The organism is [Clostridium] ultunense DSM 10521 (assembly GCF_000511955.1).
GTDB lineage: Bacteria > Bacillota > Clostridia > Tissierellales > Tepidimicrobiaceae > Schnuerera > Schnuerera ultunensis.
The window spans coordinates 734,533-748,725 of record NZ_AZSU01000003.1 but is presented as its reverse complement, the minus strand read 5'-3'; the positions used below and the strand labels follow the sequence as shown (position 1 = coordinate 748,725).

Sequence of the window (14,193 nt, the reverse complement as noted above, 5' to 3'; positions counted from 1 at the left end):
ATGTTTTTATGACTTAATTTTATCATATTAATTTATCGGGGTAAAGATTATTAGAGAAAGAAAGATTAGAAAAATAATATTTTAGGAAATGGAAACATATTTATGTATATTTTCTATTTCCAAACTAAAAACTAAAATATAATAGTTAAACATGAAAATAGAAAATGGAGGTTTTTTAATGTCTAAGGATAAAATCTCAACTTTTGTTGCCAATTTAGCCATGTTATTAGCATTGGAATCCTATTCCCCGGAAAAAGCTGAAGCTAATCTAGATGTAAAAGAGGATTGTATTGAAATTCAAATTGATGAAACAGAAAAAGAAGATGTTAAAATAGATACTCCTGATATATCTGGACCAGTAAATAATCTACCCTGGACAGAGGATGAGGAGTTCTTAGAAGCTCAAAAGAATCATAATACACCTGTTTTAATGGCAGCTTATTGTGCAGTATTAATAGATCCACTACCTGGGGAAGAGTATAATGTGAAACTAGCTTCTAAATCCCTTAAAGGTATAGTATTGTCTACTGAGGAGATATTTTCTCAGAATCAATTAATAGGCCCTTATACTAAGGAAAGAGGATATAGAAAAGGAGCATCTTTTGCAGGTCCCAATATTGTAGAATCAGAAGGCGGTGGGGTATGTAAAATTGCTTCTACTCTATATAATGTTGCAATATTAAGTGATTTGGAGACAATTGAAAGACATAACCATTCCATGCCAGTTAACTATGTTCCTTATGGGCAAGATGCCACAGTTGCTTATGGCTATAAGGATTTCAGATTTAAGAACCATAAGGATTTTGCCATCTTAATCTGGTCAGAAATTGTTGGAAATAGATTATATATTGGATTTTATGGCCAAGAAAGGCCACCTAGAGTAGAATGGGAACATGATATAAAGAAGAAGGTGAAGGCTCCTATCCATTATAAAAACAACCCGAATTTGGAAAAAGGAGAGGAAAAAATAATCCTTCGAGGGATAGATGGAGCTACTGTAGAATCTAGGGTTAAGATCCAATACGAAGATGGTACAACTAAAATAAAAAACTTAGGAATTAGCAGATACCTTCCCTTACCCTATGTAATAGAAGTTAATAGATGAGGATAAGGGGGTATCATCTTCATCATAAAATTAAATACCAACTATACGTGGCCCATGGAAAGTACCAGTTTGAAGATTATATCTTTTAATGGAAGTTTCCACTATTTTAAAGACTAAACCCTCATAACCTAAACTGGTGGCTTCAGCCATCCTATATAAAGAGCTTTTTTCTTTCATAAGCCCTGGAAGGGAGTTGATTTCTAAAACATAGGGAATTCCATCCTTTAGCCTAATATCTACTCTAGCATAATCTTTTAATCCTAAAGCTTTAAAAGCTTTGATGGCAGTGTATTCTAAAAGCCTTTTTTCCCCTTCATCTAGCTGGGGAGGTATATGGTAAACAGTCTTATCTTTGTAATAAGCCTTTATTTCAAAGCTGTAAAATCTAATTAAATCTTCAGGAAGATGTGAAAGATCTACCTCTTGAATAGGCAATACCATCATATCTTCTTCATTTCCCACAATTCCTATGGAGAACTCTCTACCCTCAATATATTCATTTAGCATAATAGGCGGATTATATATCCCTAATTCTTCTTCTACTTTTTCAATTAAACTATCCATGTCAAAAACCAGGCTGTCTTGATGTATGCCCCTACTGGAGCCTTCATCATTTGGTTTTACCAAAATAGGAAACTTAATATTTAAATCTTTTAGTTGATCAGCATTATAGACTGAAACAAAATTAGGTGTAGGTATATCTGCAGCTCTAAATATTTTAGATGAGTAAACCTTATTTATGGCAAGGGTGTGACCTAAGATTGAAGAACCGGTGTAAGGAATGTTGGCATACTCTAAAAGGGCAGGTAATTGGGCTAGTTTACTATCGCCTCTTATGCCATTACACAGGTTGAAGACTAGGTCTACATTTTCAGCTTTTAGCTGATTAATAATGTTATCGTCGGCTATTAAAGAAATACAATCATATTTTTGGGACAAAATATTCTTTACTTCTTCAGCAGTCTTTCTCTTCTGTTCATCCTCTTTAAAACCTTCTTCTGACGGTAATAAATCCATTCTAGATTTATCCGTCACAATAGCAATCCTCAATAGACATTCCTCCTTCATATTAATGTATATTAGTAAACAAGCTAGTTACAATTATATTGAGAATACACTAAAAACCTAATATAGTCAAGGTAAAAAATGTAAAATTAAGTTATATTTTAAGATTAATTATTATTTAAACCATTATTTAACAGTTCGAGTTTTTCTTTTCTACTTAGTTGCTTTATCTGCCATTCCCGCTTTTGTGCATTAATTTTATTTTCATACTTTTCTACATATACTAATTTTACAGGAAGCCGAGCCCTAGTATATTTAGAGGCTTTCCCTTCATTATGGATTTTTAACCGTTTTTCTAAATCTACAGTCCAACCTGTATATAGGGTCTTATCTGCACATTCTAAAATATATACATAGCACATTCTATTATCACCTATTCTAATAATTCCTTCAATACTCTAGAAATACAATCATAGGAATATCCTCGTCTTTGCAGGAACCCTCCTAATTTTCTATAGATTTTATCCCTATTGTCATTCTTATAGGAAGGTAGTTTTTTCTTAGCCAATTCCAAAGCTCTAGGATATTCATCGTCTTCCTTTAGAATTTTTTCAATTATTTCCTGAGAGATACCTTTCCTATATAGTTCATATTTGATTCTTTGAGGGCCTTGCTTATTTAACTTTATCTTATCCCTAGCGAAACTACTGGCAAAGTCTAAATCATCTACTAAACCATAGTTTTGCAGATAATCTAAAGTCTTTTCTATTATATTTTCTTCAAAACCCTTTTTCTTTAATTTATCTATAATTTCTTTCTCTGTTCTCTTTCTGTGAGTTAAGTAACTTAATGCAGTATTGTTGGCTTTTAATTGTTCTTCTTCCAATAGCACTTCTTCAACAAAATCTTGGTCTAAAACCATCCCTTCCTTTAGACCATATTTATATTGGATTTCCATCATAAGCCCGAAGGCAAACTCTCCATTTAGATATACATTAACTCTTTTGTCATTATTTTGTGGTTCTATCTTTGTAATAATCATTGGAACACCTACTTTACATATCCATAGTTTTTCTAATAAATCTTACAGTTCTTTCTAATGTATTTACCGTGCTAATATCTTTAAGCTTTGTATCGAAGGAATGTCCACCTTTTCTATGGACTAAAAAGGTATATTTTATTTTATATTCCCTTAAGGTTTTAACAAATTTCACAGAGGATTTAAAGGGTACAGTAGTATCCATCTTCCCATGGGCAATTAAGCAGGGAACCATTCTATCGCTTATCCAACTAATAGGTGAATAGTAATCATATATTTCTTCTTTTTCAACAGGACCTCCCTTTAAAGTCTGTTTTGTTGCAAATCTTGCAAATATAGATTTATTTTCTGAGATAAATATATCATTTAAATCTGTAGGAGAATAGTAGGCCACTACCCCCTTAATTCCCTTCATCTCTTTTTCATTTTTTTGATTAGTATGATAGGTGGAATATAGTAATGAAAGATGGCCTCCTGCTGATAATCCCATTAATATAATCTTTTCCTTATTTACATTTAGTCTTTTATGATTTTTCTTTACATAGTTTAGTGCATCTGTATAATCGGAAAGGATGTCCTCCATAGTATTCCTATATCCATATCTATAATCTATGCTAACTACAGCAAAACCCTTTGAAGCCAAGTATTTACACCAGGAAACATTATTGGGTTGATTTCTAAAGCCAGAAATCCACCCGCCACCATGGCAGAAAAATACTAGGGGATTCTTCTTACTAGTCTTAGAGGGCAGCCATAGGTCTAATTTTAAATCCCTATTCCTAGTACGTTTATATACAAAAGTTTTGCTTTTAAACTCTTTATTTACCTCGATAGGAACTTTTGATCTAAGGGTTTTCCATCCATAGATAAACAGGGATATTAAAAAATAATAAAACCCTAAACTAAAATCCTCTATAGCAAGGAAGATAAAAATTAAAAAAAGATATATTTTATTAGCTATAAAATAAGATTTTTTTAGTTTTACCTTAATTTTATCCATAAACACCATCCAATTTTATTTTTCCAATGGATTTTCTATTACTTCTCTAGTGAGCAGCGCTTTTTTTGCTTCTTTAGCATTAATATTTAGCTTATGAAGAATATACTTTGCAAGAAAATATCCAAAGGGCAACCAATTAACATGACTTATAGGCAGCACTTTTCTATTAGCTCCATACATTTCATCATATAAAACCTTCCTAGATTGTATAGGTAAAGTTGAATCAAAATAGGCATCTATGAAGGTAACTTTTTTCATATCCAATAAATGGGCATAGGATATGGGATCAATTTTAAACAAGGGATGAATTTCATCGTTAGATACTATTTCATTTAAGGACATACTTTTTACTCTTGGGAATTCTTTATTATAAATATTATATAATTTTTCTTTATTATCTAAATCAAAATCAGCTTTAAAACCTTTATCAAACATCCTTCTGACAAAGGCCGTAGCAGGGGATTGGTGAAGTATCCTAGGGATATGGCCACCAGTAGTCATAAATAATAGATGGTTGATCCTAGCATCTATAACACCAACCATTGTTGAAATCATTCCTCCTAAACAATACCCAAGAATAATATTGTTTTCCTTCCAATAATTAGATTGTTCAAGTAAATCAATGGTGCTTAAGGTATCAACTACTCCATGTTCCCAAAATTTGTACATAACATTTATGTCCGGATAAAGATAACTTCTTCCACTCATGGAATTATCTTCAACCCTCGTATAGTTACCAGGAAGTATTAATATGGTTGTACTTACTCCTGCATTTGCCAGATGGGGACCAAGCCATAATAAAAACTTAATATTTCTACTACCTAGTCCGTGGAGGATTAAAGTTGAGGCACGAACCTCTTTTTTAGGTTGATAAAAATACATTTCCACATTCTCTGTACCAGGAGAGGAATTTTCATACAAAGTTTTATATCTTACATAACTACATCTATAACTTCTACCTTTAAATATATACCCAGATACATAGTCTATATTTTTCTTTTCATAATTGAAATTAATATTCATATCTATTCCTTTCTAAAAATGATGGTTAGTTTATTATATCATATAAGAAAAAAATTACTCATGTAAACCTAGCAGGATTCTATTTTCCCATAAAGTACCCTAGTATGAAGAGAATCCATATATGGACTGGGTAAAATATATAAAAAAAATACTTAATATTAGGACCTTTTTTGCCATTATACATAAGAATAAAGGGCAATGCAAAAACCATCATCCATTGAGGATTTTCAATAAAAAGATTTTTGTAGGTAAATCCACCTTGTAAAAAAGTAGCAGAAATCACAATATAAGTTAAGGATAGTCGCATTTTATCCTCTTTTAAAAAGTGGAATATCAACACCATAGCTGTAATCATTAAAGAGCCTTCAGCAAAAGTAGAGAGGAGTACAATTAAAAATATAATCCATTTATTTTTTTCTTCTCTTTCTAAATTAATGAGAAGGGCTATTCCTAAAGCCATGGAAAAGAATATATTATTTGGTATGAATGTATCCTTCCTAAAGGTTAACCAAATAGTTCCATTACCAGCAAACATTATAGCTGACCATATAAAGAGTCTTTTCATATAGACTGAAGAATCCCTTGTGTGGATATAGCCTTCAGTTAATAAAAAGATGAATATGGGAGCTACTAACCGACCTAACCAATGGAACCAATAGGGGGCTCCGGGTATAAATTGGGCAATATGATCAAGCACCATAAACATGGTCATTATCATCTTTAATGTGAAGCCATTCAATATCTGAAATCTCACAACTTTACTCCTCCCAAGAAAAAATAATAAACTATAAAACAATTATAGCAAATTAAACATATTTGGTATATAATATGTATTTACAAACTAGTAAGAAATGGGGTTAAAACCATGCATAAGATTATTAAATGCATATCTAATATTCGTGATTTTCATAAGGAAAAGTATATTCAATTGGGTATAGGACTAGAGATACAAGATTTTGTTAAGCCTGATTTATTAGATGAGGGATGGAAAGAAAGGGTAGAGGAATACAAAAAAACTTTATACGGGTTTTCTAACACCTTATCTTTACATGGACCCTTTTTGGACTTAAAACCAGTAAGCCCAGATAAAAAGATAAGACAGGCAAGTTACGAAAGATATATATTGACTTTAAAAATTGGGAAAAAGCTAGATGTAGATTATATAATATTTCATAGCCAAATAAGTCCTTGGATAAAAGAGCCTAAAATAGAGGAACTTACTAATAGATTGAATAAAGAGTTTTGGAATCAAATACTAAAGGAAATGGATGACTATAAGGGGATAGTACTTATAGAAAATGTATTTGAAGAGGACCCAATTTTTGTAAAGGATTTAATTGATACCATAGATTTACCCAATGTAAAAGTATGCTTAGATATTGGACATGCCATACTTGAAAGTAAAAATGGCTTAGAGGATTGGATAAGGATATTAAATAAAAGGATTGAATATATCCATCTCCATTGGAACAATGGAATTTATGATGAACACAACAGACCTTCTAATAATAATATTGCATTTATTATGAAATTACTATATATGTATAATATTAATCCAATAATAGCTTTAGAATATGATATTCATAATCTGGGTGAAGAAATAAAAAGGATCAGGGATATTTAAATTTCCCTTGATCCTTTTTTATCTTTCAAACTAAATAGCACTAAAGCTATAATCAAAGCTGAGAATCCGTAAGCACCAATATAAGATTTTTTGCTATTGGTAGTTTTAATCTTTTCTTCATCAATAGGTAAAAATGCTTCAATAGTTTTATCTGATTCTCCATATTTAAAGTCAATCCCTTTTTCATGGTAAATTAATTTAAAATTTCCTTCCAATATTTTTCCCAAGTCTTTAGCACCTATGTAAATTCCTTCTTTATATATAATAGGTTCCTTATCAAAAACCATTTCCTTATCACCAATTTTAGCCGCCTTATTCCCTATTTCTAGATTAACAACATTTCCAATATTTATACTTCCGTCCTTATTGTTTTCTGTTGCTATATTTAGATACTCAAATAGTCTTTTAATTGGGAGGTAGATTTGTCCATCTAATTCGTAAACTGATTCTAAAGATATTTTATCCTTATCCTCTAATTTTAAATTGAAATCAATAGGTTTATTTTCATCTATTTTGTCTACAAAATAGGAGCGTATTGGTCTTCCAGGGCTTATTCCTTCTACAATACCATTATTGTTTTTTACTATAACACCATTGATAATTACGTACTCTACCCCTACTGAGGGAAGGGTTGTGTCCTTTACAGTACTTCTATCTATTATGGTATCTGGATTGAATATGGTAATATCTGCATCACTGCCTATCTCTATCCTTCCCTTATACCTCATCTGTGGAGCAACAGATTCCATCCTTTTAGCAGGTAAGTAGCTTACCTTTTTTATAGCATCCATAGTAGAGAGGACCTTCTCTTCTCTTACATATTTTCCAAAGAGCCTACTATAAGTTCCTGCCCCTCTTGGATGATTGTTGCCAGAGGGTTCAATTATAGTATCACTACCTATCATAATATGAGGGTCTTTTAATGCCATTATCAATTCTTCTTCAGGCATAGAACCATGGGCTGCTACCAATAGATGTTGGGTCCTATATTTGTCAAAGGTATCTTTAGTAATACGTATATCTGTGCCTCCTATCTGTAAATCCTCATAGGTAATTCTATACCTTTTCTGCCATTCCGGCCTAAATCTAGCTGAATCAATATAGGTAGCCCAAAAATTATAGGGGTAAACACAGGCAGTAATATCCAACCCTTCTTCTCTAGCTTTGTTAACCATCTCCAAAGCTTCCTCCATATGGAAGGTTCCTCCAGTACTGTTAATATGCATAATATGGATTATGGCGCCAGTTTCTTTACCATATTCTATAACTTCCTTTATACCCTCTAAGCCTCTATCTCCATCCGAATATCTCAAATGGTAAAAGGTAGGTACATTATATTCCTTGGCCAAATTCAGCAGAGGAATTACTTCATATTTTATACCAGGTACATATTCAAAGCTAAAGGAAATGCCTAAAGCACCTGCTTCTATATTTCTTTTAGCATCTTCTACTAATCTTTCTATATCCTCTTTCTTGGTCATCTCTGTATCTACTCCATAACCAACAATGGGCCAGCGTTGCCTAGTAATAAAAGATGAAGCACCAAAATTAGTTAAAACACCGCTTTTAGACCAGCCCCTATACCATTGTTCTGCATCTTCCGTACCACCATGCATAGCCAAATTACTAGTGATTCCATCTAAAACTTTTAGCCTAATACCCACAGAATTCGGGTCATAGGATATAAGATCTATAAAACCAGGGGAGACTACTAAGCCGGTTGCATCTATCTCTTCTTTTCCCGAAATGTCTTCCTTGGTGATCCTTAAGATTTTATCATCTTTAATCCCTATGTTATAACCTACTAATTCATGATCTGTTGAAGGATTAAATATGGTGCCATTTTTGATTACAATATGGTATTCTTCTTTTTCTGCTATTGGTTTTAAAGGTAATAAACAAAGGATAAGGATAATAATAAGTATTTTTCTCACGCTTTCACATCCCCGTTATACATTTCTTACTTAAGATAATAGTATCATATGTCAGTAAAGTCTTCTACAAAATTGGTAAAATATTATGAAAGAGGTATTAGGGTTAAATTTATGAAAAGAGCTACCAAACAATAATAGAGAATAATTAAAGAACCTTGTATACAATCTTATACAAGGTTCTTGTTTCTTATTCTTCACTATAAACTAGCCTATACTCTCCATTTTCAAAAATAAATATCTTTTCAATTTCATCATCTACTAAATCTATTACATCTTTATCAAATGTAAACTTGGCTCCTATTCCACAATTAGAACTGAGCTGTCTAGGTACAGGCATTAGTTCGCATTCTATTTTGTTTGTCTTCAATCTTCTATTAAATTTTATTGCACCAGAATGGGTAAAAAACACTGCTACATACTCATCCATATTATTTCCTCGCTTCAATTAATATATCTTTACTTTCCTGCTTATACTCTAAATTATAACCTAAATTTTTTAGAAACCTAGTAATATTATTTTTTGCAGTATTATTATCCACTAGAATATCTAATCCTTCAGGATGTTCCTCTATAGCATTCTTAGTCATCAACACAGGTTGGGGACAAGACATGCCTCTTGTATCAATTTTTTCCACTATGCTCATCTCCCTTCAAACTAGTTATTCCTTGATTTTGTTAATGTCTTTTTACTAATCAGAATCTCTGAATTAGCTAGAGAAATAAGAATAACCAATACTAAACAGATAAGTACTGCTACTTTGCCATTAGTTGTAGCACCGGCAGGGCTAGAAGCCAGACCAAAGTTATGGGCAATAGCTGCACCTATCAAACTTCCCATAACTGTTACTGCCGAATCTGCATTTCCTTCTCCAGCTAATATAAGTTGTCTTAATGGACAGCCACCAAGAAGTACAGAACCCCATCCTACTAAAACCATCCCCAGGAAGTTCCATAATCCATCTGTATGTGCCACTGGTTGTTCAGCAAAACCTAGGTTAAAATACCCTAAAATCAGATTTCCTATAAAAGCAAAGATAAGTATAGCTAAAAAGCCAGATAATAGGTAGCTGTCTTTAAACATGATCATATCTCTAGTACCACCTACCATACATAGCCTTGTCTTTTGAGCCAATATTCCCACTATCAATCCTGCAAATAATGCAATCCAAATAGGGGCGTGCATTGATCCAGGACCTTCTTCGCTGAAGATCAACATACTAAAACCAGATAGTAGTAAAACAAATAAACCCAGATTTACAATTGGAAAAAGGTATCCTTCAAATTTAGGTAGATTATAATTCCTTTTTAGATTGAAGCCTTTGTTTAAAAAGTAAACTCCAACAAAAATACCAACTACAAACCCTGCAATGCCTAATATTGCATTTAAGTCTCCTCCAGCTAGTCTCAACACCATTCTCAAAGGACAACCTAAAAACATTAAAGCCCCTATCATTACTCCAATTCCTAGTACAAATCTAGTAAAAGGTGAGGAACCTCCTTTAGCTTGGAACTCTTTGCTTTTCATTGAAATGATAAATGCACCTAAAACAAGCCCAATTATTTCAGGACGAATATATTGAACTATTGGCGCTCTGTGCATTCCTATACCACCTGCAATATCTCTGATAAAACAGGCTATACAGAATCCCATATTAACTGGATTTCCAAATATTACCAGCAACACAGAAATTATTCCAACGACTGCTCCAGCTATAATAATGCCTTTTTTCTCATTCATTTTAAAACCCTCCTCTAAAATTAAGCTATGTCTTTATCTAAAGTTTAACAATAATCTTTGAAAATGTATAATAAAGAATATAAATATGTTCGAAATGTGTCATAAACTTTATCTATATATATTGCTTATTTAATTAAATAGAGATATTCTTTTAATGAAAGCTTGCAGATGATATTGAAAACATTGGAGGTGTAAATTTATGAGAGGTTTATATTTAGATAACGGTGCTACAGCCTTTCCTAAGGCACCAGGAGTTGTTGAAAGTATGTCCAATTATTTATTAAATATAGGTTGTAATGTGAATAGGGGAGCTTATAAAAGTTCTTTTGAAGCGGAGAACATAGTTTATGAAACTAGAGAACTGATATGTGAATTATTTAACTATCAAAAGACTGAAAATGTAGTATTTACTAAAAATATTACAGAAAGTCTTAATGTATTGATAAAAGGATTGATAAAGGTAGGAGATCATGTAGTAGTTTCATCAATGGAACATAATGCTGTCATTAGACCTTTAAATAGTCTTGCCAAATTAGGAATTGAGTTTTCTAAAGTACCTTGCAATAAACTAGGGGAGTTGAATCCAGAAGACATAAATAAATATATTAAACCCAATACTAAAGCTGTTATTATGACTCATGCATCTAATGTTTGTGGTACTATTCTAGATTTAAAAAGAGTAGGATCTATATGTAAAGAGAAAGGATTGTATTTTATTATTGATACGGCACAGACTGCAGGCTTTTTGGATATTCATTATAAAGATATAGGTGCTGATGCTATAGCATTTACAGGTCATAAGGGGCTTTTAGGACCTCAAGGCATAGGAGGATTTATAGTAAGTAAGGAAATGGCCTCAACATTGGATACCTTAATAGAAGGAGGCACAGGCAGTTTATCAGATAAGGAAGTACAACCTGAGTACATGCCTGACAAGTTTGAAGCTGGGACCTTGAATATTCCAGGTGTTTATGGATTGAATGCTTCTATAAAATATATTCTAAAGGAGAAAGTAAGCACCATAAGAGAAAAGGAATTATATTTATTAGACCATTTTTTAGAAGGAATTTTAAATATTCCAGGACTGGATATTATAGGTAAGAAGGATATAAAGGATAGAACAGCTGTGATTTCTATAGATATTCCTGAAGAAGATAATGCAGTGGTATCCTATAACCTATATAATGAATTTGGCATAATGACTAGATGTGGATTACACTGTGCCCCTTCTGCTCATCAAACTTTAGGAACATTTCCAAAAGGTACTATTAGATTTAGTTTTAGCCATTTTAATACAATAGGGGATGTGAACTATGTAATTGATGCTATAAATAAGGTAATAAAAAATTAATATATGACTTTTATGATGAATCATATTAAATATTATAATTATTAATAGCAGGATAGTTAAAATAATATCAGTTATTTTATTGCATTTATATAGGAAAATGTTGTACAATAAAATAAAGATTTTATAAAAATATATTGAATCCAAGAAATGAAAAAATGTAGCTTAAATCCAGTTAAAGATGTTCTTAGCTGGATTTAATTTGTTTTTTAAAGGATATACATATAAATATAAGGAGATGTTTCAGGTATGAAATATAAAATTGCTAAAATAATTAGCCTTATAACGGTAGTTCCAATAATAGCTTTTTTTACTGTATTATTATCTTTTATTTATGGAACCAGTTATTCCGGAGGAATTGGTTGGCTCATATATTGTATTGCTTTTTTAACAGTAATTCCATTACTTGCCTATCCTGTACATAGGATTATACCAGCATTTAGGACACAGGGGAGAAAAATTGAAAGAAAATTGGCTTTTATCTTTGCTGTTGTAAGTTATGTAATTGGGTCAATTCTTACTTTTGTTTGTGGGGCACCTATATTAGTAAAAAAAATTTTTATGGCTTATCTATTTTCTGGAGGTTTTTTAGCCTTTATAAATAAAGGATTAAAGATTAAGGCTAGTGGGCATGCTTGTGGTGTATCAGGACCTATTACTTTACTAACCAATCTAATTGGATTAAAGATGTTATGGCTTTTTTTAATAATGCCAGTAATATATTGGTCAAGAATAAATTTAAAAAGGCATAATATAAGGGAATTGATTTTAGGGACTTTTGTAGGAATTTTTTCTACCCTGTTAGCCGTTAATCTATTTTAAAAATTTCAGTATTATAGCTTTGTAATTAAGAAGTATAAAAAGCATAATCCCTTAAATTACCTCGTATGTAGCACCAAATTAGGTGAAAAATACATATGAGGTGATAATAATGAAAGATAAAAAATTTGAAAGAAAAATTGATGAAAGTTTTTTCAATCAGATGAACTATGAAATAGCAGCAGAACATGGCGTAGTAGACAACGAAGAGATGAAAAACAATAAAAAGTTTAAGGATTGGAATAAAGAAAATAAAAAGAGTAATAAATAGTAACAAGCCCTAGTTTCTTTAGAATTATAAAACTAGGGCTTTATATTTAAATTAGCTTTCCAATATAGGTAAAAGGCTTATTTATCAACTTAGTAATAGATGGAGTTCTTTCTTTATGTACTATAATGCAACAAGTAGAAGGACCGCCAGATTTCATTTTATCAATATGTAAAGGAACACTTTCATTTACCTTCAAGTCTGATAATTTTTCCAATATGCTTAATTCATATTTTATTCCCCTTGAACCAACTGGAATTGCTTCAATTATTTCTTTAGAACTAGAGATTTCCACATAGTCTTTTAATTGAAGAACATCCTTAGAATTTAAGACTTCATTTCCTACAAGAGGATATCCTAAAAGGGAAAGATACATGCCTTTTTCAACATTTTTAATTTTTAAATCAGAAATCTTTGCCCTAGATATTACGGTAATTCCTATACCAGTCATAGAAGTGGGGAAGTTTTCTTCTGTACTTCCTGTAAAAACTATATCTGTAAGTCCATTTTCCTCAAGTTCCTTTTTTATAGCTTTTAAGATCTTTTTACCTGTAGGATTCATTTCAACAGACAGGGTATCGGATATTATAATAGGCTTTGCCCCTATGCACAATGCTTCCGATAGGGCAACTTTTATAGTAGCCCTTCCTACAATCTCTTCGTCTACTTTCAATACATCATTTTTTTTACTACCTATTGCACCTAGACTATCACAAGAGATTACATAGGCTATATCCTTCTCATAGATTATGATTAAATCCCTATATCTTTCTATCAATTTGACTCCCGCCTATTTTTAATATTCCTTTATATATTAAAGAAGCTAAAAATATATTAATAAATGAAGCCACAGTCAGAGGAAGGCTCCATCCTATAAAAAATCCCCATCCAAATATGGGTACGAATAAAAGAGCGGAAATTGGGCCATTCAATATGGTTCCAACTATTACGGCAATATATATATTAAATCTTTGATAAAAAAATCTAAATAGATATGCATATACTGCCATTTGTATTGCTATGTATATATGGACAGTAATTCCTAAAGGAAAGCCAGATGTAATTGCTGTGAGCAAATGGCCTAAACTTATTACCATAGCTCCATACCAGCCTCCTAAGTATAAGGCTCCAAAATACCCTGGCATTGAATCAAAAGCAACGGTATTAAAAACCTTAATAAGGGCACCTACAGCACTTAATGCTACAAGCATAGCAACCATAGTAAGGGTTTTAATATCTTTTAATGTCTTAGTTTTTTCTTTCAAATGATCAACCTCCTAAGTATTAGTA

Annotated in this window: 17 protein-coding genes; 5 read left to right on the top strand and 12 right to left on the bottom strand. The window is 31.8% G+C overall.

The window, feature by feature from the left end; all coding sequences use genetic code 11:
• The first annotated feature begins 178 nt into the window (after positions 1 to 178).
• Complete coding sequence (locus CUL_RS0110920; protein WP_005588182.1) at positions 179 to 1,105, top strand: VanW family protein; 927 nt, start codon at positions 179 to 181, stop codon at positions 1,103 to 1,105.
• Between the two features lie 30 nt (positions 1,106 to 1,135).
• Here CUL_RS0110920 and CUL_RS0110915 read toward each other — a convergent pair whose 3' ends face one another.
• The 6 genes from CUL_RS0110915 to CUL_RS0110890 all read right to left on the bottom strand — a co-directional run bounded on the left by CUL_RS0110915 (position 1,136) and on the right by CUL_RS0110890 (position 5,926).
• Positions 1,136 to 2,155 (bottom strand): D-alanine--D-alanine ligase family protein, encoded by a 1,020-nt coding sequence (locus CUL_RS0110915; protein ID WP_025641709.1) that lies wholly within the window; start codon positions 2,153 to 2,155, stop codon positions 1,136 to 1,138.
• Positions 2,156 to 2,277: 122 nt separating this feature from the next.
• Positions 2,278 to 2,532 carry a GIY-YIG nuclease family protein gene (locus tag CUL_RS0110910; protein ID WP_005588180.1) on the bottom strand — a complete coding sequence of 85 codons (255 nt, stop codon included), beginning with the start codon at positions 2,530 to 2,532 and terminating at the stop codon, positions 2,278 to 2,280.
• Positions 2,533 to 2,543: 11 nt separating this feature from the next.
• Complete coding sequence (locus CUL_RS0110905) at positions 2,544 to 3,152, bottom strand: regulatory protein RecX (RefSeq protein ID WP_025641707.1); 609 nt, start codon at positions 3,150 to 3,152, stop codon at positions 2,544 to 2,546.
• Positions 3,153 to 3,165: 13 nt separating this feature from the next.
• The gene (locus tag CUL_RS0110900; protein WP_025641705.1) at positions 3,166 to 4,149 is read right to left on the bottom strand and encodes an alpha/beta hydrolase family protein; all 984 of its coding nucleotides are present in this window, start codon (positions 4,147 to 4,149) and stop codon (positions 3,166 to 3,168) included.
• A 15-nt stretch (positions 4,150 to 4,164) separates the two neighbouring features.
• Positions 4,165 to 5,172 carry an alpha/beta hydrolase gene (locus CUL_RS0110895; protein ID WP_005588175.1) on the bottom strand — a complete coding sequence of 336 codons (1,008 nt, stop codon included), beginning with the start codon at positions 5,170 to 5,172 and terminating at the stop codon, positions 4,165 to 4,167.
• A 79-nt stretch (positions 5,173 to 5,251) separates the two neighbouring features.
• A complete protein-coding gene (locus CUL_RS0110890) occupies positions 5,252 to 5,926 on the bottom strand; it encodes a TraX family protein (protein WP_005588174.1) in 675 nt (224 codons plus the stop codon).
• 111 nt (positions 5,927 to 6,037) lie between these two features.
• Here CUL_RS0110890 and CUL_RS0110885 point away from each other — a divergent pair, with 111 nt between their 5' ends.
• Positions 6,038 to 6,796, top strand: coding sequence for a sugar phosphate isomerase/epimerase family protein (locus CUL_RS0110885; protein ID WP_005588171.1), 759 nt, complete (start codon positions 6,038 to 6,040; stop codon positions 6,794 to 6,796).
• On the opposite strand, the gene CUL_RS0110880 is transcribed toward CUL_RS0110885, so the two are convergent.
• From CUL_RS0110880 to yedE, 4 genes are all read right to left on the bottom strand, one after another.
• Positions 6,793 to 8,730 (bottom strand): amidohydrolase family protein, encoded by a 1,938-nt coding sequence (locus tag CUL_RS0110880; protein WP_025641701.1) that lies wholly within the window; start codon positions 8,728 to 8,730, stop codon positions 6,793 to 6,795. The two genes, CUL_RS0110885 and CUL_RS0110880, sit on opposite strands and share 4 nt — an antisense overlap.
• A 187-nt stretch (positions 8,731 to 8,917) precedes the next feature.
• A complete protein-coding gene (locus CUL_RS0110875; protein WP_005588169.1) occupies positions 8,918 to 9,157 on the bottom strand; it encodes a putative Se/S carrier protein in 240 nt (79 codons plus the stop codon).
• A 1-nt stretch (position 9,158) separates the two neighbouring features.
• Positions 9,159 to 9,374 (bottom strand): sulfurtransferase TusA family protein, encoded by a 216-nt coding sequence (locus CUL_RS0110870; RefSeq protein WP_035143069.1) that lies wholly within the window; start codon positions 9,372 to 9,374, stop codon positions 9,159 to 9,161.
• A gap of 11 nt (positions 9,375 to 9,385) precedes the next feature.
• The gene (yedE, locus tag CUL_RS0110865; protein WP_025641699.1) at positions 9,386 to 10,468 is read right to left on the bottom strand and encodes a YedE family putative selenium transporter; all 1,083 of its coding nucleotides are present in this window, start codon (positions 10,466 to 10,468) and stop codon (positions 9,386 to 9,388) included.
• Between the two features lie 199 nt (positions 10,469 to 10,667).
• Between yedE and CUL_RS0110860 the strand changes: the two genes are divergently transcribed.
• The 3 genes from CUL_RS0110860 (at position 10,668) to CUL_RS18945 (ending at position 12,906) form a co-directional block, all read left to right on the top strand.
• Positions 10,668 to 11,819: an aminotransferase class V-fold PLP-dependent enzyme gene (locus tag CUL_RS0110860; RefSeq protein WP_005588166.1), complete on the top strand. Its 1,152-nt coding sequence runs from the start codon at positions 10,668 to 10,670 to the stop codon at positions 11,817 to 11,819.
• Positions 11,820 to 12,065: 246 nt separating this feature from the next.
• Positions 12,066 to 12,638 (top strand): hypothetical protein, encoded by a 573-nt coding sequence (locus CUL_RS0110855; protein ID WP_005588165.1) that lies wholly within the window; start codon positions 12,066 to 12,068, stop codon positions 12,636 to 12,638.
• 109 nt (positions 12,639 to 12,747) lie between these two features.
• A complete protein-coding gene (locus CUL_RS18945; RefSeq protein ID WP_005588164.1) occupies positions 12,748 to 12,906 on the top strand; it encodes a hypothetical protein in 159 nt (52 codons plus the stop codon).
• Between the two features lie 46 nt (positions 12,907 to 12,952).
• Here CUL_RS18945 and CUL_RS0110845 read toward each other — a convergent pair whose 3' ends face one another.
• A complete protein-coding gene (locus tag CUL_RS0110845) occupies positions 12,953 to 13,681 on the bottom strand; it encodes an AIR synthase related protein (RefSeq protein WP_025641698.1) in 729 nt (242 codons plus the stop codon).
• On the bottom strand, positions 13,665 to 14,168 hold the full coding sequence (locus tag CUL_RS0110840; RefSeq protein WP_025641697.1) for an ECF transporter S component: 504 nt from the start codon (positions 14,166 to 14,168) through the stop codon (positions 13,665 to 13,667). The genes CUL_RS0110845 and CUL_RS0110840 overlap by 17 nt, the downstream gene beginning before the upstream one ends.
• Between the last annotated feature and the right edge of the window lie 25 nt (positions 14,169 to 14,193).

Bases quoted from the DNA above. Each gene is read 5' to 3' on its own strand.
- CUL_RS0110885 (WP_005588171.1), top strand. From the start codon at position 6,038: ATGCATAAGATTATTAAATGCATATCTAATATTCGTGATTTTCATAAG.
- CUL_RS0110895 (WP_005588175.1), bottom strand. From the start codon at position 5,172: ATGAATATTAATTTCAATTATGAAAAGAAAAATATAGACTATGTATCT.
- CUL_RS0110870 (WP_035143069.1), bottom strand. From the start codon at position 9,374: ATGAGCATAGTGGAAAAAATTGATACAAGAGGCATGTCTTGTCCCCAA.
- CUL_RS0110860 (WP_005588166.1), top strand. From the start codon at position 10,668: ATGAGAGGTTTATATTTAGATAACGGTGCTACAGCCTTTCCTAAGGCA.
- CUL_RS0110905 (WP_025641707.1), bottom strand. From the start codon at position 3,152: ATGATTATTACAAAGATAGAACCACAAAATAATGACAAAAGAGTTAAT.
- CUL_RS0110900 (WP_025641705.1), bottom strand. From the start codon at position 4,149: ATGGATAAAATTAAGGTAAAACTAAAAAAATCTTATTTTATAGCTAAT.
- CUL_RS0110910 (WP_005588180.1), bottom strand. From the start codon at position 2,532: ATGTGCTATGTATATATTTTAGAATGTGCAGATAAGACCCTATATACA.
- CUL_RS0110875 (WP_005588169.1), bottom strand. From the start codon at position 9,157: ATGGATGAGTATGTAGCAGTGTTTTTTACCCATTCTGGTGCAATAAAA.
- CUL_RS0110855 (WP_005588165.1), top strand. From the start codon at position 12,066: ATGAAATATAAAATTGCTAAAATAATTAGCCTTATAACGGTAGTTCCA.
- CUL_RS0110920 (WP_005588182.1), top strand. From the start codon at position 179: ATGTCTAAGGATAAAATCTCAACTTTTGTTGCCAATTTAGCCATGTTA.
- yedE (WP_025641699.1), bottom strand. From the start codon at position 10,468: ATGAATGAGAAAAAAGGCATTATTATAGCTGGAGCAGTCGTTGGAATA.
- CUL_RS18945 (WP_005588164.1), top strand. From the start codon at position 12,748: ATGAAAGATAAAAAATTTGAAAGAAAAATTGATGAAAGTTTTTTCAAT.